The organism is Shimia sp. Alg240-R146 (assembly GCF_947331465.1).
In the GTDB taxonomy this organism is placed as follows: domain Bacteria; phylum Pseudomonadota; class Alphaproteobacteria; order Rhodobacterales; family Rhodobacteraceae; genus Shimia.
In genome coordinates, this window is sequence record NZ_CAMZOK010000002.1 from 991699 (window position 1) to 1016053 (window position 24355).

Consider the following 24355-nt stretch of genomic DNA (forward strand, 5'->3'; position numbering starts at 1 on the left):
GGGCGCCCCGCGGGACGCCCTTTTTCTTTATTTCTCCGGGATAAGACCCCTTGGGCTGAACCTCAGCACCAAGAGCAATATCACCCCCATGGTCAACAAGCGCATATGCGCGGCACTGTCGATCAGGTGCTTCTTGAGCCCGCTGCCTTCGGCCATGCCGGAGGTGATCATCTGCATCAGCCACAAACCCATCGGCTCCACCTGAACCCACAGGAACCAGATCAGGAAACCGCCAAGTACGGCGCCAAGGTTATTGCCGGACCCGCCAACAATCACCATCACCCAGATCAGGAAGGTATAGCGCAGCGGCTGATACGTGCCGGGGGTCAGTTGACCATCCAGCGTTGTCATCATCGCACCGCCAATACCGCAAATCGCGGAGCCCAGCACAAATATTTGCAAATGGCGGTTGGTGACGTCCTTGCCCATCGCCTCAGCGGCGACTTCGTTGTCACGGATCGCGCGCATCATGCGGCCCCACGGGCTTTTGAGGGCAAGCTGAGCCATCACAAAGATCAGAACCAGCACGACCGCAAACAAGACCGAGTAGTTGAGTTTGACAAAGATCGACGAAGCGGTTGCCACATCCATGCCAAGGCCCTCGGCGCGATTGATAAAGCTAGAGCTGTTTTGCAGGTCGATCTCGTAAGGCACCGGACGGTCCAGCCCGACGACGTTTTTCACGCCACGCGCAAGCCAGTCTTCGTTCTTCATCACGGCAATGATGATTTCCGCGATGCCCAACGTTGCAATCGCGAGGTAGTCAGACCGCAAACCCAACGCCGTCTTACCAATCAACCAAGCCACACCGGCCGCCAACAAGCCGCCCATGGGCCAAGCCAAAAGCACGGGCAGGTTCAGCCCCCCAAGGTTGCCTTGCAGGGCAGGGTTGATCGCCTCAACCGCTTCCACACCGGGATCAAAAATACCGCGATAAAGGAAGAACCCGCCAACCAGAATGGCAATGGTCGCGATGTTGCGCGCACGGCCCACGGCCATGCGCTGTCGCACCATAACCGTGCCAACAATCGTGCCTGCGCCCGCCAACAAAGCGATCACAATACGCCAGCCGCCGGCACTCCAGGCACCTTCAACAGGGGCTGCGGATGTCAGAACCACAGCCAAGCCGCCAAGCGCCACAAAGCCCATGACACCAACGTTGAACAGCCCGGCAAAGCCCCATTGCAGGTTTACACCCAGCGCCATGATGGCCGAAATCAGCCCCATGTTGAGAATGAGCAGAGCAACGTTCCAGCTTTGCATAAATCCGGTCAATGCGATCATCGCAAAGACCAGCACAAAAAGAGCGGTGTTTTTCACAGGTTCGCTCATACCGATTTCCCCTTAAACAGGCCCGTCGGCTTAAACAGCAGAACCACAATCAGGATCACAAAGCTGACGGCAAATTTATAGTCTGTGCTGAGAAGCTGCACGAGGCTGGAAGGTTCCAGACTTTCGGGCATCAAATATTTCAGCACTTTCTTCCAAGCGTAAGTGATCGTGACCTCACTAAAGGCAATCACGAACCCACCGGCGATGGCGCCCAAGGGGCTGCCAAGACCGCCGACAATCGCTGACGCAAAGATCGGCAGCAAAAGCTGGAAGTAGACAAAGGGTTTGAAGGATTTATCCAGACCGTAAAGCACACCAGCCGTCGTCGCGAGCGCCGCCACGATCAGCCATGTGTACATCACCACACGTTCTGGGTTGATGCCCGACAAAAGCGCCAGATCCTCGTTATCCGAATAGGCGCGCATGGATTTCCCAGTGCGCGTGCGGTTCAGGAACCAGAAGAGCAGAACCACACAGATGATCGCCACCACAACCGTGATGCCTTGCGTGGTTTTGATCGCCAGACCTTCCTTAAGGCCGGTCATGGCTTTGAATTCCCGCACCGAAATGATGAACCTCTCGCCATCTGCGAATTTCTGATCGTTCGGCCCAATGATAAAACGTACCAGACCGTTCATGATGAACATCACGCCCATCGACACGATCACAAGGATCACGGGTTTGGCCTTTTGCTCTCGGTAAAACCGATAGACCACGCGGTCGGTGATAAGCATCAAAGCCATTGTGCCAAGAATGGCAAAGGGCAGGGCGAGCAAGGCAGTCGGCAGCACCCCAAAGCTTATGCCCATCGACTGGAACCACCACGTGATCAACACGGCCAGCATAGCGCCAAACGCCATGGTGTCGCCATGCGCAAAGTTGGAGAACCGCAGGATGCCGTAAATAAGAGTAACCCCCAGCGCGCCAAGCGCGAGCTGACTGCCATAGGCAATCGCGGGGATAATGACAAAGTTGGAAAGCGCCACAATGGCGTTGAGGAAGTCCATTAGGAACACACCCCCTTTGTTGTGGTGACTTCAGATTTCGCGATGACCAATGGCCCGCCACGTTGGAGTTTTTCTTCTGTTTGTCGAAATGCTGCTGCACCGTTGCGGGTGGTCACACGAACGAAACTCTGATCAAAGCCGAGATAAAGCATTTCCATGCCATCCCACGCAGCTTCGCGGACAAACCAATAGGGGGCGATCGTTCCCCACTTTGTGCTGTCCAAACGCACGGAACCTTGAATACGAGTTGTTTTGGCGCCGCCATTTGCAAGAACTTTCAGTTCGAAAATTGAAGACGACGGAGTGCATATGGTTCCAAACTCACATGCGGTTTGCGTTGAGCACGTAAGCAGTCGATCTTTGGCGGCACTTGCAGGCGTGGCGAGCCCAAGTGTCAGCACAAATATCAGGCGTAATGAGGCGTTGAGGAAGTCCATTAGCTAAACACCTCGCACTTGCCGAAATGTCCGGCGTAAATCACCTCAGAGTTAGCGTCCTCGCTGCTTATGGTCAGCACAGCACTGTTCGGGTCTGCGTCCGCCCCTTGGGCGAAGGCTGCATTGACGCCCAATGTAAATCGTTTGCCGTTTTCCTTTGCAACAACGGTCAAAGAGCCTTTTTCTGCCGATACAAGATGGACCGGTAACTCCTTGTCTTTCCATGAAAAAGACCCACCAAGCGGATCAAAAATCGCGACATTTGTGGTCACAGTGCAGTCCGCGTCGCCGATGCACTGCGTATCAAACAAGCAGGTGATCTTGTTGTCATCCGCAGCCCAAGCCGTAACCGGAAGCACCGCTGCTGTGGCGAGCCCAAGTGGGGAAATTCGAATGGTCATATCCTCACCCCCCCAAGAACGATTTGCGGACGTCTTCATCCGCGAGAAGGTCTTTGCCGGTGCCGGTAAAGGCGTTGCGGCCTTGAACCAGCACGTAGCCTTTGTCCGCGATTTCCAGCGCCTGACGGGCGTTTTGCTCGACCATCAGGATCGGGATGCCCGTGCGGCTGACCTCGATGATGCGATCAAACAGCTCGTCCATGACGATGGGCGACACGCCTGCGGTCGGCTCGTCCAGCATCAGAACTTTGGGCTGTGTCATCAAAGACCGGCCAACGGCCACCTGTTGACGTTGACCGCCAGACAATTCACCTGCTGGCTGATTGCGCTTTTCCTTCAGGATCGGGAATAGGTGATAGACTTGCTCCATGGTGTCCGCAAAATCGTCCTTGCGGATAAAGGCGCCCATTTCGAGGTTTTCCTCAACCGTCATCGACGTGAAGATGTTGTTGGTCTGTGGCACAAAGCCCATGCCTTTGGCCACGCGGTTTTGCGGGCTTAGGTTGGTGATGTCCTCACCATCCAGCCGTACCGAACCTTGGCGCAGGTTCAACATCCCGAACACGGCCTTCATTCCCGTGGATTTGCCCGCGCCATTTGGGCCGACAATCACGGCAATCTCGCCCGGGTTCACGGCAATTGTGCAATCGTGCAAAATGTCCGGACCGTCTTTGCCGTAGCCGCCGGTCATGCTGTCGCCGACCAGAAAGGCGTCCGTTGTGTTCATGTCTTTGCCAGTCCCCACGGCCGGCGTCATTTCGCCTCCGCCATTGGGATTGGTGATCGTGGCATCCTTGTTGCCGCGATCGTCTTGATACGGGTTACCGCTCATTGCGTTCCCCTTTTTCAAAGTTGTTCATTTTTCCCCCTCGACGGCTGTTTGTTCCCGCCGTTGTGACACTTGGATTTCTACTTGGCGCAATTGCTTAGCCATCGCCGTCCAGCTCCAAGTTTTTCAGAAATCCGTTGTGCTTTTCAGTATGTTCGTCCCACAGAAGTCCAGTGCCGAATTGGCTTGTCTCGACGATTACAACTCTTTGCGGGCTGATGCGCGTAACCGAAAACAGTTTTACGTGATCGGTTCCGAACGCCAGCCTGTCCCAATTACGCCCGTCGATTTGGACTGCGCGCTGTGACATGAGAGACATGCGAAGACCATCATCTCCGGTTATCCGCCTCGTTAAGTGACGACCAATCGCTTCATCGGGAAGTGTCCGATTTTCTCGGGTTTCAGTTAGTGAAGTTGCTTGGGCCAGAGTGTTGTTGTTGTCGGTGAACTCTGGCCGGGTCTGCCGAACTTTTGCTGGGTGCCGAGGCACAATTGTCCATTCATTGGGTGTCGCGCAGAACTTTCCGACAAATGCGATATCCCAGCAGTTATCGACGTGGTCATCGGCGTACCGCCAGTATCCATCGTCAAAAAGAACAACCGTTCGAGCGTCCAGTGGCATCCGCGCAACCTCACTGCGATCCATTGCGAAAGGCTCGGATACGCCGAGCCCCAACACCAAGGCTGCCAGAACCGCAAGCCGCTTCATGCTTCCAGCTTTTCTTTGTTCTTCAGACCGGTGCCGAGATAGGCCTCGATCACTTGCTCATTGGCCTTGATTTCATCAAGCGTGCCTTCGGCCAGCACTTTGCCTTCGGCCATGCAGATCACCGGATCACACAGGCGACCGATGAAATCCATATCGTGTTCGATCACGACAAAGGTATAATTGCGCTCTTTGTTGAGCCGGATAATCGCGTCGCCAATGGTGTTCAGCAGCGTGCGGTTCACACCCGCGCCAACCTCGTCCAAGAACACAATCTTGGCGTCCACCATCATTGTACGGCCGAGTTCCAACAGCTTCTTCTGTCCGCCCGACACCTGACCGGCCTTGTGGTCGGAAAGATGTTCAATGGTAAGAAATTCAAGCACTTCGTCGGCCTTGGCCCGCAACGCGCGCTCTTCGTTTGCGATGCGCTTGCGACCAAACCACGTATTCCACAGCGTTTCACCAGATTGCGCGCCGGGCACCATCATCAGATTTTCGCGACAACTCATGGAGCTGAATTCATGCGCGATCTGAAAGGTGCGCAGCAAGCCTTTGTGGAAAAGTGTGTGCGGTGGCAGACCTGTGATGTCTTCGCCGTCCATGGTGACGCGACCGGATGTGGGTTCCAGAACCCCGGCGATCACATTGAAAAGAGTGGTTTTTCCGGCCCCGTTTGGACCAATAAGACCAGTGATTGAGCCCGGTTCGATGCGGAGACTGGCACCGTCGACGGCGCGGAATCCCCCAAAATGTTTGTGAACGTCTTCTACGACGATCATGTTACACCCCCTGCGCAGTTCATTGCCGCGCGTTATATATTGAAAAACAGCCCGGACAAGCCGGGCTGTTTTCGAGTTCGGATCAGTAAGCGATTAGCGGTACTTAGCCGTGGTAATTGCGCCGCCGTCGATGACGATCTGGCGGTAGTTACCAGCCGACTCACCTGCGCCAATCAGCTCAACAGCAGTTGCACCGACATAGTCGATTTCACCGCCACCCGCGAGAATTTCCAGCGCTTTGGCCAGCTCACCAGGGAAGATCTGCTCGCCGGGTGCGTTAGCAACATCCATGACTTTGCCTTTGTAGTCAGCTGGGTCAGAAGAGCCCGCCGCCTGCATCGCCAGCATCATCAGAGCTGCCGCGTCATAGCTTTCAGGTGTGAAAGGCGAGGTTGCGTCAAACGCGCCAGCAACCAGTTCTTCGAACTTGGCGGCACCTGGGCTGTCTGTGCCAGGGTGCTGACCGGTGGAGCCTTCGATTTCGTCGCCGAAGTTCTCTTCCAGTTTGGCGCCGATCATGCCGTCAGGGAAGTGGAACGTGTCAAACGCACCGGAGTCGATCGCGGCACGAACGATTCCGGAACCACCTTGGTCCACATAACCTGCAACGACCAGACGGTCGCCACCGGCAGAAGCCAGTGCACCAACTTCAGCCGAGTAGTCGGCTTTGCCGTCTTCGTGCGCTGCGTTGATTGTCACTGTACCACCAGCCGCTTCGAACGCAGCCTGAAACGCATCAGCAAGACCCTTGCCGTAGTCGTTGTTGGTGTAAGTAACGGCAACTTCTTTGATGCCTTCTTCGATCAGCACTTCGGTCATCACAACACCCTGACGGGCATCCGATGGCGCGGTGCGGAAGAACAAGCCGTTGTCTTCGTTGTTGTTGTGGCTCAGGCCGGGTGAAGTGGCCGAAGGAGAGATCATCACAACACCGTTGGCCAGTGCCACGTTGTTCAGGATCGCGCCAGTTACACCGGAGCAGTCTGCGCCCATGATGCCTTTTACGCCATCAGCGGTGATCAGACGTTCTGCAGCAGCCGAAGCGGCAGCGGCGTCAACACAAGTTGAGTCAGCGCGCACAGGCATTACAGCAGAACCGCCCAGCAGCTTGCCACTGTCGGTGACTTCTTTCATCGCCAGCTCAGCGCCGTCCGCCATGGATGGCGTCAGCGATTCAATTGGACCAGTGAAGCCCAGAATGATACCCAGTTTGATGTCTTCAGCCGATGCGGCCCCTGCGATCAGCGCGGTCGCGGCCGTCGCCATAAGCAGTTTTTTCATTGTTACACTCCCTTTTCGTTTTTTAACTGCCGAGAGCCTATGCGGGGAGATTTCAAAAGAAAAGAGGCAACTGCCCAAAACTTGATCACACGAGCCGTGCGTTTGGTGCTACCATTTTGAGAGGAATTTTCGACCTTTGAACGGGGCATAAGTTATGAATTATTTCAATCGCTTACAGCGACGTCTTGCGGTGATCATATTCGCGGCACTTATGGCGCCGGCAATGGCTGACGCAGCGGAAACAATGACCTTTGAAGCTGTGGTATCCAAGCTCAAGACACCCTGGAGTTTTGGATTTCTTCCAGACGGCGGCCTTTTGATCACTGAGCGCGGCGGAAAGCTGATCCATATCAGCCAAAACGGGACTCGGAACACGGTTTCCGGCGTGCCCAAATCACAGGCCAACGGGCAGGGTGGTTTGCTGGACGTGTTGGTGCCTGCAGACTTCGCTCAGCGGCGTGAGATATTTCTGACTTTCTCAAAGAAGCAATCAAGCGGCGAAGGTACAGCTGTCGCGCGCGGCCAGTTGAGCGAGAACGCAAAGCGCTTGTCGAATGTGAAGGTGATCTTTGAAATTAGCGAGGGCAGCAGTGGTGGACGGCATTTTGGCAGTCGATTGGTAGAGGCCAACGATGGCGCACTTTTTGTTACGATTGGGGATCGCGGAGACCGTCCTTCTGCACAAGATCTTACCCGCCACAACGGGTCGATCTTGCGTATCACGCGAAACGGCGATCCTGCACCTGGCAATCCCTATATGGGTCACAGTGACGCTCTGGATGAAATCTGGTCCTCCGGACATCGCAATCCACAAGGTATGGCGCTGGGTCTGAACGGAGAGTTATGGGCCGTGGAGCACGGGGCCAAGGGCGGAGATGAAGTCAATCACATTAAAAGAGGCGCAAATTACGGGTGGCCGGTTATTTCATATGGTCAGCATTACTCGGGTGCGAAAATTGGCGAAGGCACCCAGAAAGCAGGCATGAAACAGCCCGTGCATTATTGGGACCCATCTATCGCGCCCTCAGGGATGATGATTTATTCTGGTAAGTTATGGCCGCAGTGGCGTGGCCATATGTTTGTAGGCAGCCTCAAATTTGACTACATCTCAGTGTTGTGTTGTTCGAACCTGACCGAGACAGCCCAAATCAAAGCCAAAGAGACCAAACGTGTGCGCGATATTCGTGAAGGTCCTGACGGTGGCATATGGTTTTTGTCAGAAGACCGCGGAACACTTTACCGAATGCGCCCAACCCCTTAGAGTTTCAAAGTAATCATTTGACCAAATTGGAAATTCCCATGTTCAGACTTCTTGCCGTGATACTGGCCAGCGCCCTTTTGATGCCAAACACCGGCGGTGCACAAACAAATCTGCGCACGCAGTTCAACGAGGGTCTGGCCAATTTCAACGAATTGGTGATGCAACGAAAAATTGGCGACGCCATTGACCTGATCCGGACCGATCTCAATATGAGCGCGGAGGAGCGCGAGGCCATCAACAGCCAGATGCAGCAGTTCTTTGAAGAGGATTTTGTTGGCTCAGCAACCGTTCGGTCACAGGCGCTCAAAAACGGGTTCCGCCAAGAATTGTTGTCCTATTGGACCGGCGACGGCGATTATCTTTACATCTACATTTTCATGCACGCGCGCGAAAACCGCCGCAAAGTTTTGGACATCAAATATGATTTGGATTTCCACGACCTGAACATGTTGTTTTGATCAAGCGAGCCATCTCAGAAACGAAAGAAATGCCCGGGCCACGGACTAGTGACTTTGAAGGGCACCTCAAAACCAAGGAACGAAGATTATGAAATCCATTTTGGCGGCAGTTTCGCTGTTTCTTGGCGCAACGATGGCCAGCGCACAGGACGGCGTTTTTGAATCCTATGCGGATTATGAAGCCTTTGTGAATTCCCATATGATGTCACGGGAATTCGCCACAGCCACGATGCGACTTGGCGGGCGCGATGAAATCACACCGGAAAAAATGGCGTCCATCGAACAACAGCTGCTTGGCATTTTTCAACGCGACTTCACCAATAAGACTGTTTTCAAAACAGTAATGCTAGACGGCGGTGTGCGGCAGGAAGGACGCATGTATTGGCAGGGAACCTCATACCTATTCCTTTACGCTCTGCTGCACGAACATGAGACCGGGTTGGCCGTTCTGGAATTCCATTACAGCACGAAAGCGGGCAAGATTACGGGTAAATTCTAAGCCGCGTCAAAACGCCTAAATCGAAAGCCGTGCCGATTGCGTGCCACGTTCGCGATACGGCGTGGTTTCGTAATGCGCCCGATAGCACTTTGAGAAATGGCTGGGCGAGGCAAACCCACAGGCCAGTGCTACGTTGATCACGCTCATATCCGTTTGCATCAGCAAATTACGCGCTTTTTGCAGGCGCAACTCCATGTAATAGCGCTTTGGTGAGCGGTTTAGATAGCGGCGGAACAAGCGCTCCAACTGGCGAGTGGACATGCCAACATCTTTGGCCAGCAACGACGGGCTGATGGGTTCCTCGATGTTGGTTTCCATCTTCTGGATCACCATGCTCAGCTTTGGGTGGCGCACGCCGATGCGGGTTGGCACAGATAGGCGCTGCGTGTCCTGATCGGTGCGGATCGAGCTATAGATTTGTTGATCGGCAACCCAATTGGCAATCTCATCGCCAAGATCTTTGGCGATAATCTGCAAAAACAGATCAATCGACGAAGTGCCGCCAGCTGTGGTCATTCGGTTGCCGTCAATGGTGAACACCGATTTGGAAAGCTCTACATCTTCGAATTCTTCGCTGAAGCTGTCCTGATTTTCCCAGTGAATGGTTGCGCGCTTGCCATCAAGCAATCCGGCTTTCGCCATGGTAAACGACGCGGTGCACAGGCCGGCGATCGACGGACCTTTGCGGGCCTCACGTCGCAGCCAATTCAAAAGGCGTTTGGTTGTCGCGGCCTGAATATTTATACCGCCACACAAAACAATGGTGTCGTCCCGGCGGGTTTCGCCAAGATCTTCGTCAAGTTTGAATTCCGTTTCGGTAGAAGATGAAACCGAGTCACCGTCTTCACCCGCCAGCACCCAAGTATAGTGTTTGCGGCCCAATCTGCGGTTGGCCAAGCGCAGACAATCCACCGCCGAGGCAAAGCTCAGCAGGGTAAAATCATTCAAAAGCACAAACACGAAGCGTTTGGCCTTCTGATCTCCTGTGGACAGGTTTGTCATAGAAGTATCTGACATTTAAGCCTTTTCCCCTGCAAGGCGCCGCGGGCCGGCAGCCCGGTCTAGGCAACGACTTTAGCGCTAAAAATGTAGGGCGCGTCAAGAGCCGAATTTAGCATATAGCGCTATCATTAACCCACATGTATAACGCGGGCTCTGACTGTCTAATTGGAGTAAAGACAATGGCTGAATGGCAGAAATCTGACTGGCGCAACAAGCCCCGGATTCAGATGCCTGAGTATACGGATGAAGCAGAGCTGAAGGCTGTCGAAGCCAAGCTCTCCAGCTATCCACCATTGGTCTTTGCCGGAGAGGCGCGCCGCCTGAAAGCCCAGCTTGGTGCCGCGTCCCGCGGCGAGGCCTTTTTGTTGCAGGGTGGGGATTGCGCCGAGAGTTTTGAACAGTTTTCTGCAGATGGCATTCGCGACACGTTCAAAGTGATGCTGCAGATGGCAATGGTGCTGACCTATGGCGCCAAGGTGCCGGTGGTCAAAGTGGGACGGATGGCGGGTCAATTCGCCAAACCACGCTCTGCGCCAACCGAAACCGTCGATGGTGTTGAACTGCCGAGCTACCGCGGCGACATCATCAACGAGCTGGCATTTACATCGGAGTCCCGGATTCCGGATCCGCAAAAGATGTTGCAGGCCTACACGCAGGCTGCGGCTACATTGAACCTGTTGCGCGCGTTTTCAACTGGTGGCTACGCGGATGTGCATCAGGTGCATGCCTGGACGCTTGGATTTACCGAAGGTGAAAAAGCCGAAACGTACCGCGACATGGCCAACCGTATCAGCGATACGTTGGATTTCATGCGCGCTGCTGGCGTGACTTCCGACAAGATGCACTCTCTGCAAACGGTGGATTTTTACACAAGTCATGAATCGCTTTTGCTGGAGTATGAAGAGGCGCTGACACGTCTGGATTCCACTTCCGGAAAGTGGCTTGCCGGTTCCGGTCACATGATCTGGATTGGTGACCGCACCCGTCAGCCCGACGGTGCACATGTGGAATTTGCGCGTGGCGTTCAGAACCCGATCGGCCTGAAATGTGGTCCGACCACCACGGCCGATGACCTCAAGGTTTTGATGGAAAAACTGAATCCGGAAAACGAAGCAGGGCGTCTGACTTTGATTGCGCGCTTTGGCGCTGGATCGGTTGGCGAACACCTTCCGCGGCTGATCAAAGCCGTCAAGGAAGAAGGTGCAAATGTGCTTTGGACATGTGACGCGATGCACGGCAACACGATCAAGTCGAGCACCGGGTACAAAACCCGACCCTTCGAAAGCGTCCTGCGCGAAGTTCGGGAATTCTTTGGCGTTCACAAAGCCGAAGGCACTGTTCCAGGCGGCGTGCATTTCGAGATGACCGGTCAGGATGTGACTGAATGTACCGGTGGTGTGCGTGCGGTGACCGACGAAGATCTGTCTTCCCGATATCACACAGCCTGTGATCCGCGTTTGAACGCCTCGCAATCTTTGGAATTGGCGTTCCTGGTCGCCGAAGAACTGTCGGTGATGAACGAAGCGCGTCAGGCCGAAGCGGGCTAGCTCCGCTTTCACCCAATAAAACAAAAGGCGCCCCATCTCATTGGGGCGCCTTTTTTGGTTTCGCGATCCCTAAAACTGTATCAAAAATCAAAAAGGGCGGAGTGCCATGTCCAGTGGCTCCGCCCTTTTCTGTATGACACTTTCGCCTTCTGGCAGTTAAGTATCTGACACAACCAATCTTAGGTGCGCGTGCCGCGTGGGCATTGTGCTGGCTTGAAGGTCATCCGCTGAAAGCGCTTTTTGACGTTCCGCCAATGTCACCGGACGGACCGAAAGGCGCTCCGCTAAACCATCATCGTTGACGCTGACGTCATGCAAAAGGCTCTCAGTCAGGTCAAACCGAGTCGGTTCTTTTCGTGCGGAACCGTCCACGGAGATTGCCCCAAGAACACGGTTGATCTCTCCGGAATCGCTTCGCAATGGCAGGAAAAGCATCGATGCGCGTTTGCCGTTTCTGCGGAACCCGCGTGATGTTGACAGTTCAAGGCGCGCGGTCGCGGGTCCGGCAAAGACTTGTTCAAGAATTTCCCCAAACTCTTCGCGGCTTTCTTCGGATATGATCGACGCGATTGGCATTCCGCGCATATCCATGCCCTGTAGGTCCGTGAGTGTGCTGCAAGAGACCCGAAGTTTGCCGACACCCGGTGCCAAACGCTCCAGAATAAAAGCGTTGCGCAGCATACGTTGCACAGAACGAGGATCCACGTCAGAGCGATAAGGCACGGTCTTGCCGCGTCGCAGGCTGCTCCAATAATCTTCCATTCGGTCAAGAACCAACCCGCCGTCTCGCCCGTTTTCGCCTGATAGATTGCTTACAATTTTATCCATAGCTAAAGTCCCAACCAATTGCACACGCGGTAAGCGCCAAAGGCGACCAAGTAACCGCGAGACATCCCCCGATGCCCCTCCTGTTTAATCAGATTTTTCCCAATTTGCGATAAAAAGCCGATGGAATGGTTAACTGATCGCCTGCGACGTTGCTCTCAGGCCACCAATGGCTTTAGGTATCGTGTTATCAACAGACAAAAGGAGAGGCCCGTGTTGCATTCAATGACCGGTTTTGCGGCCCTCAAAGGTGAAGAAGACGGATACACGTGGGCGTGGGATTTGCGAAGCGTGAATGCCAAAGGGTTGGATATCCGCTTGCGCATGCCGGATTGGATCGAAGGGCTTGAAGCGACCGTGAAGGGGGCATTGTCAAAATCCCTGGGACGCGGCTCGGTCAACCTCAATTTGCGTGTAAACAAAGGCGATGAGCAAGGTACTCTTGCCGTTAACGAACAACAGCTGCAAGCGGTGATCCTTGCTTTGCAAGCTGTTGAAGCCACAGCCATGGACCAAGGCGTTGCTCTGCAGCCATCGCGTGCTTCAGATCTTATGGCAATGCGTGGCGTGCTTGAAAACGTGGCTCCAGACAGTGGGCAAAAGAAATTGCTAAGCGCACTGACAGCTCAGCTTCCTGAGCTGATCTCGAGCTTTGTCGAGATGCGCAAAACTGAAGGTCAGGCGCTCTATGAGGTGCTGATGGATCAGGTGAGTCAAATTGAAACGTTAACACAATCGGCCTCCGGCGCGGCCGAATCCCGTCGCGACGCCACAGCGCAAACGCTGCGTGACAACCTCGCGCGAGTGATGGAAAACACCGAAGGCGCAGATGAAGCGCGGGTCGCACAAGAACTGGCGATGATTGCCGTGAAATCCGATGTGATGGAGGAACTCGACCGTCTGCACGCCCATATTGGTGCGGCGCGTGACTTGCTCGCTACTGAGGGGCCGGTGGGCCGCAAACTTGATTTCCTGATGCAGGAATTCAATCGCGAGGCCAACACGCTGTGTTCCAAGGCGCAATCGGTGGATTTAACGAGAATTGGTCTGGACCTCAAAGCCGTGATCGATCAGATGCGCGAACAGGTACAAAACGTGGAATAGGATCATGACACAGCGACGCGGTCTTCTAATCATCTTGTCTTCGCCATCCGGCGCAGGCAAATCGACTTTGGCAAAACGGCTGATGACTTGGGATTCCGGCCTTAGTTTCTCGGTTTCCGCCACCACACGCCAACCGCGGCCCGGTGAAGAGCACGGACGGGATTACGTTTTTCTCTCCGAAGACGACTTTAAAACTCAGGTTACCGAGAACCAGATGCTTGAACACGCCCACGTGTTCGGCAACTTCTACGGATCCCCCGCAGGGCCGGTGAAAGACACCATCGAGGCAGGCAACGACGTGCTTTTTGACGTTGATTGGCAGGGTGAGCAACAAATCCGCAATTCTGACCTTGGCAAACATGCCTTGTCGATTTTCATTTTGCCGCCGACGATCAAAGAGTTGCACCGCCGTCTTGTAACGCGCGCACAGGACAGCGAAGAGGTGATTTCCAAACGCATGCAGAAAAGCTGGGACGAAATCAGCCACTGGGGCGCCTATGATTATGTTTTGATCAACGATGATCTGGATGTCACCGAAGAGCAGCTTAAAACCATCATTACGGCCGAGCGCATGCGGCGCGAACAACAACCTGTGCTGCAATCACATGTGCGCGCGCTGCAAGACCAGTTTCAGGAGATGTCATAATGGCGATTTACGAACTTGACGGCGTGACACCTTCCAAGGATGCCACTGCGTGGGTGGCACCCGATGCCAATGTCATCGGCAACGTGGTGCTTGAGGCGGATACGTCTGTTTGGTTCGGCTGTACATTGCGGGGCGACAACGAAGAAATTCGCATTGGTTCCGGATCCAACGTGCAGGAAAACACGGTCATGCACACAGATCCCGGTTTCGCGCTGACCATCGGCACCAATTGCACAATTGGTCACAAGGCCATGTTGCACGGCTGCTCGATTGGCGACGGCAGCCTGATCGGTATGGGGGCAACGGTTCTGAACGGCGCCAAGATTGGTAAAAACTGTTTGATTGGGGCAGGGGCCCTGATCACCGAGGGCAAAGAAATTCCCGATGGCAGCCTTGTGATGGGCGCACCAGGCAAAGTTGTGCGTCAACTGGATGATGCGGCCATTCAAGGCCTTCAGATGTCGGCGCTCCACTACCAAAACAACGCGCGCCGCTTTGCCAGTGGGCTGCGACACATTGGCGATTAACCGCGCGGTGCGGATAACTGTCATAAATCTGTTGAGAAGGACACGTCTGGTTTGCGTTTGATGCAACGTTCCCGAGACAACTGAACCAATGACCGAGAATTTCAACGCCTCCGTACTAGAAGCTGTGCCGCTGCCGGCATTTTTTGTGGACGCCAACGCCCGTATCATCGACGCGAACGCGCGCGCTGTGGCTCTCCAACCTCAAGCCAGCGAGAACCGCCCGCTCATTTTGGTCTTTCGCCAGCCTGCGTTGAACGACGCAGTGGAAAAGTGCCTCCGGACACGCCAGCCACAGCGCAGCCTGTATCTGCACAGCGACGCGCGTCAGGAACATCGCTACGAAGTGCTGTGTTCTCCGATTGCCGGCGGTGGTGGGATGATCTGTTTTCGCGACGTGACCGAAGAACGCCAACTGGACCAGATGCGGCGAGACTTTGTGGCCAACGTCAGCCATGAGTTGCGCACGCCGCTGACCGCCATTTTGGGCTTTATCGAGACACTGCAGGGACCGGCAAAGAACGATCCGGTTGCTCAGGACCGATTCCTGACCACAATGTCCAACGAAGCCAGCCGTATGAACCGTCTGGTTGGCGATTTGTTGTCCCTCAGCAAGGTCGAAGAAGTTTCACGCATGCGCCCGACCGACCCGGTGGATCTGTGTGGCATCGTAGCCTCCGCCGTCCAAAACCTGTCGCCCTTGGCCGAGGAAAACGGGTCCACGCTGATTTTTGAGCCTAAAAGCCCAGAACTCACCGTGCCGGGCGACGCTGATCAATTGCTTCAGGTTGTCACGAACCTCATTGAAAACGCGATTAAATATGGGGGCCAGGGGACCAATGTCACGTTGACGATGGACGAGTTGCCACGTGCTATTGGCGTTTTGGGTCCTGCGGTTCGCCTAACGATTCGAGACGACGGACCCGGAATAGATGACGTACACCTTCCGCGCCTTACAGAACGTTTTTACAGGATTGATTCTCACAGGTCTCGTGAGAAAGGTGGCACGGGTTTGGGGCTTGCGATTGTAAAACACATCATCAACCGCCACCGGGGTCGCCTAGAGATTGAAAGTGTCCTTGGGGAAGGCACTGAAATAAGCGTTTTCTTACCAATCAATTGACAATTTTCCGCCGATCTCAGGCGGTGTCATATTACTGTTACATACGTGTCACAAAAGCTTTGTTCAGGAGGCTTACTTCGTCCTCCAAGGCTGTCGCCCGACAGTCACGTACAATTGGAGTTACACATATGTCCGTCAAACTGACCGCTTCGGCCATCGCCGTTGCAGCCATCGCCGCTACATCGGCCGCCGCTCGTGATCAGGTTCAGATCGCTGGTTCGTCCACCGTTCTGCCATACGCCACAATCGTTGCCGAAGCGTTCGGCGAGAACTTCGAATTTCCAACACCCGTTGTTGAAGGTGGCGGTTCCGGTGCTGGTCGTAAAAAAATGTGTGAAGGCGTTGGCCCCAACACACTTGATATCGCGAACTCTTCCTCGCGCATCAAACAGTCGGACATCGACCTCTGCGGCACCAACGGTGTATCCGAGATCATGGAAGTGCGTTTCGGGTATGACGGTATCGTGTTCGCATCAGACATCGACGGTCCTTCGTTTGAGTTTACTCCAGCGGACTGGTTTAACGCGATCGCAAAGGAAGTTGTTGTAGACGGCAAGCTGGTTGCCAACCCAAACAAAACTTGGGCCGACGCTAACGCAAACTTGCCAGCCAACAACATCCTGGCCTTCATCCCAGGCACAAAGCACGGCACACGCGAAGTGTTTGACAAAAAGGTTCTGGAAGCTGGCTGTAAAGCAACTGGCGCGCTTGAACTTTTGGGCGACAAGAAAGCATGTCACGCACTGCGCACCGACGGCCTGTCTGTCGACATCGACGGCGATTACACCGAAACTCTGGCCCGTCTGGACGCCAACAAAAACGCCATCGGCGTCTTCGGTCTGTCCTTCTACCAGAACAACACAGACAAGCTGATTGTTGCGACCATGGACGACGTTACCCCGTCGACTGAAACCGTTGCGTCCGGCGAATACCCTGTGTCCCGTCCGCTGTTCTTCTACGTGAAGAAAGCGCATCTGGGTGTGATCCCTGGCCTGCAGGAATACATCGACTTCTTCGTGTCTGACGACATGGCCGGCCCTGATGGCCCGCTGGCAGAGTACGGTCTGGTTTCTGATCCGGAACTGGCCACAACTCAGGAAATGGTTGCCAACGGCACACCAATGCCTCCGCTGAACTAAGCGAACAATGATCATGATGGCGCCCCCGCGAATGGGGACGCCATCACTCGACACCACCTTACTGCGTATGGAGTTAAGATGAGCGCCGGTCTTGTAATTCTCGCCGTCGTCGCAATTGCGACCGTCGGCTTTTTTGTTGGGAGAGCGAAATCTCTCAGCTCAGCAGGTGGCGATATTCGCCAGTTGCATTCTCTGCCGAGTTATTACGGACAAGCGACGTTTCTGTTCGCAGCCGTTCCCGCGCTATTGGTGACCTTTGCGTGGCTGATTTTGCAGCCAATGTTTGTCGCAAGCCAAATCTCCGGCATGATCGTGTCCGGGGACATCGTCGAAGGCGCTTCGCGCACGCTGGTAATGGCGGATGTGCGCCGGATTGCAAATGGCCTCGATGTTGCTGTGACAGCTGGAAAGTTGAGTGAAACAGGCATCGAAAAGCTAAACACCGCGTCCACCGATGTGCGCGCTTTGTTGGCTGGGGTTGGCGTGGCTGTGGCCTCGGATGTGCAGCAGAATATTCTGGCTGCCGCGAAAGAGTTCCGAACTTTGACCAGCACGCTACGGATTGCAATGGCGGTCGTCGCAATTGCTCTGAGTGTGTTGGGTCTTGTTGTCGCTCTGACCCGTATTAAGCCTGAATACCGCGCTCGCAATGTTTCAGAACAGGCCGTCAAAGCGCTGCTGATCCTGTCGTCTCTCGTTGCGATCCTGACCACCGTAGGCATCATCGCATCGCTGGTTTTTGAAACGCTGCACTTCTTCCAGCTGTATCCGGCCAAAGACTTCTTCTTTAACCTCACTTGGAACCCGCAGTTCACCGGCGGCTCTGACCTTGGGTTTATTCCTCTTCTCTGGGGGACGCTCTACGTCTCTTTTGTGGCGCTTGTTTTTGCCGTGCCTATCGGCTTGTTCGTCGCAGTTTATTTGTCCGAATATGCGACCAATAGAGTGCGCTCGATTGTTAAGCCGGCCGTTGAAATTCTCGCTGGTATCCCGACAATCGTTTATGGTCTTTTCGCGCTGATCACAGTGGGGCCCTTGTTGCGGGACTACTTCGCGCAACCTTTGGGACTTGGACAGTCGTCTTCTTCCGTTTTGACCGCTGGCATCGTTATGGGCATCATGTTGATCCCCTTTGTATCTTCGCTGTCTGATGACGTGATCAACGCGGTTCCTCAGGCAATGCGCGATGGATCTTACGGCCTTGGGGCGACCCAATCGGAAACCGTAAAACAGGTGATCCTGCCAGCTGCGTTGCCGGGCATCGTTGGGGCAATACTTTTGGCCGCGTCACGCGCCATTGGCGAAACCATGATTGTAGTTATGGGGGCAGGGGCCGCGGCCAAACTCAGTCTTAATCCGCTCGAGGCCATGACAACCATCACAGTGAAAATCGTCAGCCAGCTGACCGGGGACACCGAATTCGCTAGCCCTGAAACGCTGGTGGCCTTCGCGCTTGGCCTGTCTCTCTTTGTCATCACGCTTGGACTCAATGTTCTGGCGCTCTACATCGTCCGTAAGTACCGGGAGCAGTACGAATGACCGACGTTTCCTCCACCTCGTCTCTTCTCGCTGTCGACGACCGTACACGCCGGCGCAATGCCGCCGAAAAACGGTTTCGCGTTTACGGTGTAATCGCCATTGTGTTGGCAATGCTGGCGCTCGCCGGTTTGATGACATCAATTCTGACCAACGGCTTGTCGGCCTTCAAACAGACTTTTGTCACGCTGGAGGTTTATCTGGATCCTGCCAAGCTGGACAAAGACGGTTCCGGCGATTTGGAAAAAATCCGCAAGGTTTCGACTTTTGGGTATGCGCCTCTCATTCGGAACACGTTGCAAACGCACTTGGACGCGCCAAACATGGCCGTTGACGATCTGTCGGCCAAAGACGCGGTCAAGATGATCTCCAATGAGAGCGCAGCGGAGATGCGCCGCTTCGTACTTGCCAACCCTGACATGATTGGCGAAACCGTCAGCTTCAAGTTTCTCGCCTCTGGCCGCGTTGACGGCTATTACAAGGGCCGGGTTACGATGGAGAGCGCGGAACGCGACAGCAATATTTCCCCTCAACAACTGATGTTCGCCGATAAGCTTAAAGACGCGGGCCTGTTGGAAACGTCCTTTAATTGGGGTTTCTTGACCCGCGCAGACGCCTCAGAAAACCGTCCCGAAGCCGCCGGTCTTGGCGTCGCTATTCTGGGTTCGCTTTATATGATGGCCGTGGTGCTCTGTCTGACGTTGCCAATCGGTGTGGCGGCCTCGATCTATCTTGAGGAATTTGCGCCCAAAAACTGGTTCACTGACATTGTTGAAGTCAACATCTCAAATCTCGCGGCCGTTCCATCGATCGTGTTTGGTATTCTTGGGCTTGCGATTTTCATCAACTTCGCGGGCTTGCCGCAATCCGCACCCATCGTTGGTGGTCTTGTGCTGACACTGATGACGTTGCCGACCATCATCATCTCGACGCGCGCATCGCTCAAAGCTGTGCCGCCGTCGATCCGCGATGCGGCATTGGGGGTAGGGGCCTCAAAAATGCAGGCGGTCTTCCACCACGTTTTGCCACTGGCCGCGCCCGGCATCCTGACCGGCACCATCATCGGACTTGCACAGGCACTGGGTGAAACCGCGCCACTCCTGCTGATTGGGATGGTTGCCTTTGTGCGAGAATTCCCTGGCGCCCCGCCTGAAGGTCTGTTTGACCCTGCGGCCGCTTTGCCGGTTCAGGTTTACAACTGGACACAACGCGCCGACCCGGCCTTTGCGGAGCGCGCCTCCGGGGCCATCATTGTGCTACTGGTATTCCTGCTGTTTATGAATGCCATCGCTATCATCCTGCGCCGCCGCTTTGAGCGTCGCTGGTAAGCTGAGGAAAACCAAGACATGTATGACGCACCAATTCTGGGGGATACCGTGGATCAGAAGACAACAAAAATCTCCGCTCGCGATGTGCAGGTGTACTACGGTGACACACACGCGATCAAAGATGTAAACGTGGACATTGACTCCAAGACGGTCACCGCATTTATCGGTCCATCCGGCTGTGGGAAATCAACTTTCCTGCGCTGCATCAATAGGATGAACGATACAATTGATGTTTGTCGCGTTGTTGGCGACATCAAAATTGACGGCGAAGACATCTACGACAAACGTGTGGATCCAGTTCAATTGCGGGCCAAAGTAGGGATGGTTTTTCAAAAACCAAACCCGTTCCCGAAATCGATCTATGACAACATCGCCTATGGCCCCAGAATTCATGGACTGGCCAAGAACAAGGCCGATCTTGACGTTATCGTTGAGAAATCCCTGCGCCGCGGCGCTATTTGGGACGAAGTCAAAGACCGTCTTGATGCTCCGGGTACCGGGCTTTCCGGTGGTCAGCAGCAACGCTTGTGTATCGCACGCGCCGTCGCGACCGAACCCGAAGTATTGCTGATGGATGAGCCTTGCTCGGCACTTGACCCGATTGCCACGGCACAAGTCGAAGAATTGATTGACGAACTGCGCAATCAGTTCTCGGTTGTGATCGTCACACACTCCATGCAGCAAGCCGCGCGCGTGAGCCAGAAAACCGCCTTTTTCCACCTCGGCAATCTCGTGGAATACGGCGACACCTCGCAGATATTCACCAACCCGCTAGACGAGCGGACGCAAAACTACATCACTGGCCGGATCGGTTAAGGAGATACCCGCAAATGCCTGATCAACATATCGTTTCATCGTTTGACCGTGACCTCGAAGGCATCCAGGCTCACATCATGAAAATGGGTGGTCTGGTGGAAGCCGCCATTGTCGACGCCTCCCAAGCACTGCTTAACCAGGACGAAGAACTGTCCGCCGAAGTTATCAAGCGCGATCAAGCCATTGACGCGCTGGACACACTCATCAACGAGGAATGCGCCAACCTGATTGCGCTGCGTGCGCCAGCTGCTTTGGACTTGCGCGTTGTTCTGTCGGTGATGAAAATTTCGGGCAATCTGGAACGCATTGGTGACTACGCCAAAAATATGGCAAAACGCAATGCCGTGCTGGTTCACATGACACCGATCGAGGGGGCCCGCGGCGCTCTGCAGCGCATGGCCCGCGAAGTTCAGCTGATGCTCAAAGATGTGCTGGACGCATTTATTTTGCGCGATGTAGACAAGGCGCATGACGTGCTGGAACGCGACCGGGATGTGGACCAAATGTACAACGCGTTGTTCCGGGAATTCATCACCTTTATGATGGAAGATCCGCGACACATCACGCCCTGTATGCACCTGCATTTCATCGCCAAAAATACCGAACGGATGGGGGACCATGTGACGTCTGTGGCGGAACAGGTCATCTACCTCGTTTCCGGAAACTTGCCGGAAGACTCCCGCCCAAAGGCCACACGCCTCGAAGCCGAATGACTCCAACAGGATAGTTGTCATGAGTAAGGATCACCCCACAGTTCTGATCGTTGAAGACGAACCCGCACAACGCGAAGTCTTGTCCTACAACCTTCAGGCAGAAGGCTTTTACGTCGAAACAGCACCGGACGGCGATGAAGCATTAATCGTCGTTCAGGAAGTGAACCCGGATATTATCGTACTGGATTGGATGTTGCCTGGAACGTCTGGCATCGAGGTCTGTCGACAGCTGAAAACGCGGACCGAGACAGCCGGAATCCCGATCATCATGCTGTCTGCGCGGTCCGAGGAAGTCGACCGGGTGAGGGGGCTCGAAACCGGTGCTGACGACTATGTCATCAAGCCGTATTCTGTCCTCGAACTGATGGCGCGGGTGCGCAATCAATTGCGTCGTGTCCGCCCGGCGGCCGTTGGCCAACGTCTCAAATACGAAGACATTGAACTCGACGCGGAAACCCATCGCGTCACGCGTCGGGAAAAGCAACTAAAGCTTGGTCCAACCGAGTTCCGGCTTCTGACTACCTTTATGGAGAAACCCGGACGGGTCTGGAGCCGCGAGCAGTTGTTGGATCGTGTTTGGGGGCGCGACATCTACGTCGACAGCCGAACCGTTGATGTGCACATAGGACGTCTTCGCAAGGCGCTGTGTGTTCACGGTGGTGAAGATCCGTTGCGCACAGTGCGTGGCGCGGGATATGCACTGGGGTAATGTTTAGTTTCAATTAATTAGACGGCAGAGTGAAAGTAGTGTGCACCTGTGGTTGCCGATCAGGTTGGGCGCAATATTGATGGTTAGTATAATGCGCATAATAGGTATTATGTAAAATATTGGCGTTCAATAATCACTAAATCCGTGACCAACTCTACACTGGACAGAGTCGCGCACTTGCACATACTGTCGGTGCACCACAAAACCACAGATATCGGCGACTTGTCTCCAAATCCGCGCTAACCGGCGTGTCGCCTGGATGTCGCGTGTTTGAAGACTTTGAAAGACCCAGTTGAATGAACGAAACGCTCGCCTACATCGAAAATCTCACCCGGCACACGCGATTGGAAGAGCTTTGGCCTGAGCACTGCGACTACATGGCCAAATTCGGGTTTGATCGCATCATTTATGGCTACACCAATTATCGCAGCGGTATGATGGTTGGCGATGTGGATGATTTCTTTATTCTATCCAACCACGACCCCGCCTACCTACATAAGTTCCTTGGTGAAGGTCTGTATTTTCACGGCCCGATGTTTGAATGGACACTGAACAACTCAGGATCTGCCGGCTGGGGCATGGCCGCCAAGGCGTTGGACGCGGGCGCGCTGAGCGACCAGCAATTGAATGTACTTGAGGTCAACAAGAGTTTTGGGATCCAGGCCGGCTACACAGTCAGTTTCCCATCGGTGTCGTCACGCACCAAAGGCGCAATTTCATTGGCCGCACGAAGCGATCTGACGCAGGCAGACGCAGATGAAGTATGGCGGCAACACGGTCGTGAGATCGAACTCATCAACAACGTTGCGCACCTCAAAGTACAATCCCTGCCCCATGCAAACGCCGAGCGGGAACTGACAAGCCGCCAGCGTGAGGTTCTCGAGTGGGTTGGCGACGGCAAAACTATTCAAGACATTGCCTTGTTGATCGAACGCACACCCGCCACCGTTGAAAAGCACCTCAGACTGGCCCGTGACGCGATGAACGTGGAGACAACTGCACAAGCTTTGCTCAAAGCGTCGTTTATGAAGCAGATTTATCTGCTCGAAGCGCCTCGGTCCTGATCTCCGGGGTTAGTAAGGGAACCCTGACTTGCCCCAAGTCCGCGTGTAATGGCACACTGTAGCTGTTCCGTGAGTGGTGGCTTTGGCCTTTGGAACATATCAGATCGGATCTTCGCGATATCGAAGCTCTCTGTTTTGACCGGTAAATCCCGGACGTCAGTCTGAAAGTATATTTCAGTTTTCAGGCTGGCAATTTTCGGAGGTCTCCCCATCCCCATGTTTTGGAGGCCGTGAAAAGAGACGGCGTTGTCCCCCAGGATGGCGTCGTTTTTTTGTGCCAGGCCAAGTAGATCTCGGGTTATTTACCACATAGAAAAGGGCCAGTTCAAAGAACCGGCCCCTTTCCAAAACACTGTTTGCAACAAGGCTTAGCCTTGAGCGGCTTTAGCCACTTCTGCCGCAAAGTCTTCTTCTTTTTTCTCAATGCCTTCGCCCACTTCCATGCGGACGTACCCAACGATTTCAGCTCCAGCTTCTTTTGCGGCAGCTTCGACGGTCAGGTCAGGATTGATCACGAAGTTTTGGCCCAAAAGGGTCACTTCGGACATGAATTTTTTCATGCGGCCAACGATCATCTTTTCGATTACCTGCTCGGGCTTGCCGGATTCGCGGGCGATCTCGATTTGAACATTACGCTCTTTTTCAACAACGGCCGCGTCCAGATCTGCTTCGGACAGAGACTGTGGGTTCGCAGCTGCAATGTGCATTGCAACCTGCTTGCCAAAGGCTTCGTCGCCGCCTTTCAGCGCAACCAGAACACCGATTTTGCCCATGCCGTCAGTCGCGGGATTGTGCACATATGAGGTCACAACGTCGCCCTCAACGGTCGCCATACGGCGCACGGACATGTTTTCACCGATCGTTGCAACGGCTGCCGTGACGGTTTCTTCCACGGTTTTGCCGCCCAGATCCGCCGCTTTCAGCGCATCAACGTCAGACACTGTCAGAGCCGCGCCCGCGATGGCGGAAACCATCGACTGGAAGTCCGCGTTCTTGCCGACGAAGTCGGTTTCAGAGTTCACTTCAACGGCAACACCTTTGCCGCCGTCAACCTTAACGGCCACTAGACCTTCGGCTGCGGTACGGCCGGATTTTTTGGCCGCTTTCGCCAGACCTTTGGTGCGCAGCCAATCGATTGCTGCTTCCTGGTCGCCGTCTGTTTCGGTCAACGCTTTTTTCGCGTCCATCATGCCTGCGCCGGTCATCTCGCGCAGTTCTTTGACCATAGCTGCTGTGATCGCCATTTTTGGCTCTCCTCGTCAGAATTGGAAATACGGGGGCGGGCT

The 24355-nt window shown here is 54.5% G+C and carries 26 protein-coding genes; 15 read left to right on the plus strand and 11 right to left on the minus strand.

Going from position 1 to position 24355, the window contains the following annotated elements:
- Positions 1-27: 27 nt before the first annotated feature.
- The 8 genes from PG871_RS14080 to PG871_RS14115 form a co-directional block, all read right to left on the minus strand.
- On the minus strand, positions 28-1332 hold the full coding sequence (locus PG871_RS14080; RefSeq protein ID WP_270730307.1) for a branched-chain amino acid ABC transporter permease: 1305 nt from the start codon (positions 1330-1332) through the stop codon (positions 28-30).
- Positions 1329-2339: a branched-chain amino acid ABC transporter permease gene (locus PG871_RS14085; RefSeq protein WP_270730309.1), complete on the minus strand. Its 1011-nt coding sequence runs from the start codon at positions 2337-2339 to the stop codon at positions 1329-1331. Before PG871_RS14085 ends, PG871_RS14080 begins: the two co-directional genes overlap by 4 nt.
- Positions 2339-2776 carry a hypothetical protein gene (locus PG871_RS14090; RefSeq protein ID WP_270730311.1) on the minus strand — a complete coding sequence of 146 codons (438 nt, stop codon included), beginning with the start codon at positions 2774-2776 and terminating at the stop codon, positions 2339-2341. The genes PG871_RS14085 and PG871_RS14090 overlap by 1 nt, the downstream gene beginning before the upstream one ends.
- Complete coding sequence (locus PG871_RS14095) at positions 2776-3177, minus strand: hypothetical protein (RefSeq protein ID WP_270730312.1); 402 nt, start codon at positions 3175-3177, stop codon at positions 2776-2778. The genes PG871_RS14090 and PG871_RS14095 overlap by 1 nt, the downstream gene beginning before the upstream one ends.
- A 4-nt stretch (positions 3178-3181) precedes the next feature.
- The gene (locus tag PG871_RS14100) at positions 3182-4009 is read right to left on the minus strand and encodes an ABC transporter ATP-binding protein (RefSeq protein WP_270730313.1); all 828 of its coding nucleotides are present in this window, start codon (positions 4007-4009) and stop codon (positions 3182-3184) included.
- 94 nt (positions 4010-4103) lie between these two features.
- The gene (locus PG871_RS14105) at positions 4104-4715 is read right to left on the minus strand and encodes a hypothetical protein (RefSeq protein ID WP_270730314.1); all 612 of its coding nucleotides are present in this window, start codon (positions 4713-4715) and stop codon (positions 4104-4106) included.
- Complete coding sequence (locus PG871_RS14110; protein WP_270730317.1) at positions 4712-5494, minus strand: ABC transporter ATP-binding protein; 783 nt, start codon at positions 5492-5494, stop codon at positions 4712-4714. Before PG871_RS14110 ends, PG871_RS14105 begins: the two co-directional genes overlap by 4 nt.
- 93 nt (positions 5495-5587) lie before the next feature.
- Complete coding sequence (locus tag PG871_RS14115; RefSeq protein WP_270730318.1) at positions 5588-6775, minus strand: ABC transporter substrate-binding protein; 1188 nt, start codon at positions 6773-6775, stop codon at positions 5588-5590.
- 223 nt (positions 6776-6998) lie between these two features.
- Here PG871_RS14115 and PG871_RS14120 point away from each other — a divergent pair, with 223 nt between their 5' ends.
- The 3 genes from PG871_RS14120 (at position 6999) to PG871_RS14130 (ending at position 8993) form a co-directional block, all read left to right on the plus strand.
- Positions 6999-8036 carry a PQQ-dependent sugar dehydrogenase gene (locus PG871_RS14120; RefSeq protein WP_270730319.1) on the plus strand — a complete coding sequence of 346 codons (1038 nt, stop codon included), beginning with the start codon at positions 6999-7001 and terminating at the stop codon, positions 8034-8036.
- A 38-nt stretch (positions 8037-8074) separates the two neighbouring features.
- Positions 8075-8494, plus strand: a complete 420-nt coding sequence (locus PG871_RS14125) for a hypothetical protein (protein ID WP_270730321.1) — start codon at positions 8075-8077, stop codon at positions 8492-8494.
- 88 nt (positions 8495-8582) lie between these two features.
- Positions 8583-8993 carry a hypothetical protein gene (locus tag PG871_RS14130; RefSeq protein ID WP_270730322.1) on the plus strand — a complete coding sequence of 137 codons (411 nt, stop codon included), beginning with the start codon at positions 8583-8585 and terminating at the stop codon, positions 8991-8993.
- A gap of 15 nt (positions 8994-9008) precedes the next feature.
- Here PG871_RS14130 and PG871_RS14135 read toward each other — a convergent pair whose 3' ends face one another.
- Complete coding sequence (locus PG871_RS14135) at positions 9009-10010, minus strand: GlxA family transcriptional regulator (RefSeq protein ID WP_270730324.1); 1002 nt, start codon at positions 10008-10010, stop codon at positions 9009-9011.
- 164 nt (positions 10011-10174) lie between these two features.
- On the opposite strand from PG871_RS14135, the gene PG871_RS14140 reads away from it, so the two are divergent.
- Positions 10175-11542, plus strand: coding sequence for a class II 3-deoxy-7-phosphoheptulonate synthase (locus tag PG871_RS14140; RefSeq protein WP_270730326.1), 1368 nt, complete (start codon positions 10175-10177; stop codon positions 11540-11542).
- A gap of 156 nt (positions 11543-11698) precedes the next feature.
- On the opposite strand, the gene PG871_RS14145 is transcribed toward PG871_RS14140, so the two are convergent.
- Positions 11699-12370: a PAS domain-containing protein gene (locus PG871_RS14145; RefSeq protein WP_270730327.1), complete on the minus strand. Its 672-nt coding sequence runs from the start codon at positions 12368-12370 to the stop codon at positions 11699-11701.
- A gap of 210 nt (positions 12371-12580) precedes the next feature.
- Between PG871_RS14145 and PG871_RS14150 the strand changes: the two genes are divergently transcribed.
- From PG871_RS14150 to PG871_RS14200, 11 genes are all read left to right on the plus strand, one after another.
- Positions 12581-13471, plus strand: coding sequence for a YicC/YloC family endoribonuclease (locus PG871_RS14150; RefSeq protein ID WP_270730330.1), 891 nt, complete (start codon positions 12581-12583; stop codon positions 13469-13471).
- Between the two features lie 4 nt (positions 13472-13475).
- On the plus strand, positions 13476-14117 hold the full coding sequence (gene gmk / locus PG871_RS14155) for a guanylate kinase (protein WP_270730332.1): 642 nt from the start codon (positions 13476-13478) through the stop codon (positions 14115-14117).
- Positions 14117-14644 (plus strand): gamma carbonic anhydrase family protein, encoded by a 528-nt coding sequence (locus PG871_RS14160; RefSeq protein ID WP_270730334.1) that lies wholly within the window; start codon positions 14117-14119, stop codon positions 14642-14644. Before gmk ends, PG871_RS14160 begins: the two co-directional genes overlap by 1 nt.
- A gap of 88 nt (positions 14645-14732) precedes the next feature.
- Complete coding sequence (locus PG871_RS14165) at positions 14733-15764, plus strand: ATP-binding protein (RefSeq protein ID WP_270730337.1); 1032 nt, start codon at positions 14733-14735, stop codon at positions 15762-15764.
- A gap of 128 nt (positions 15765-15892) precedes the next feature.
- Positions 15893-16903, plus strand: a complete 1011-nt coding sequence (locus PG871_RS14170) for a substrate-binding domain-containing protein (protein WP_270730338.1) — start codon at positions 15893-15895, stop codon at positions 16901-16903.
- 78 nt (positions 16904-16981) lie between these two features.
- Positions 16982-18442, plus strand: a complete 1461-nt coding sequence (gene pstC, locus PG871_RS14175) for a phosphate ABC transporter permease subunit PstC (protein WP_270730339.1) — start codon at positions 16982-16984, stop codon at positions 18440-18442.
- Positions 18439-19767 carry a phosphate ABC transporter permease PstA gene (gene pstA / locus PG871_RS14180; protein WP_270730340.1) on the plus strand — a complete coding sequence of 443 codons (1329 nt, stop codon included), beginning with the start codon at positions 18439-18441 and terminating at the stop codon, positions 19765-19767. Before pstC ends, pstA begins: the two co-directional genes overlap by 4 nt.
- A gap of 18 nt (positions 19768-19785) precedes the next feature.
- Positions 19786-20583: a phosphate ABC transporter ATP-binding protein PstB gene (gene pstB / locus PG871_RS14185; protein WP_270730343.1), complete on the plus strand. Its 798-nt coding sequence runs from the start codon at positions 19786-19788 to the stop codon at positions 20581-20583.
- Between the two features lie 14 nt (positions 20584-20597).
- Complete coding sequence (gene phoU / locus PG871_RS14190) at positions 20598-21296, plus strand: phosphate signaling complex protein PhoU (protein ID WP_270730347.1); 699 nt, start codon at positions 20598-20600, stop codon at positions 21294-21296.
- 19 nt (positions 21297-21315) lie between these two features.
- A complete protein-coding gene (phoB, locus tag PG871_RS14195; RefSeq protein WP_270730349.1) occupies positions 21316-22005 on the plus strand; it encodes a phosphate regulon transcriptional regulator PhoB in 690 nt (229 codons plus the stop codon).
- A gap of 296 nt (positions 22006-22301) precedes the next feature.
- Entirely contained in the window at positions 22302-23069 is a 768-nt protein-coding gene (locus PG871_RS14200) for a LuxR family transcriptional regulator (RefSeq protein WP_270730352.1), read from the plus strand.
- Between the two features lie 368 nt (positions 23070-23437).
- On the opposite strand, the gene tsf is transcribed toward PG871_RS14200, so the two are convergent.
- On the minus strand, positions 23438-24313 hold the full coding sequence (tsf, locus tag PG871_RS14205; protein ID WP_270730353.1) for a translation elongation factor Ts: 876 nt from the start codon (positions 24311-24313) through the stop codon (positions 23438-23440).
- Between the last annotated feature and the right edge of the window lie 42 nt (positions 24314-24355).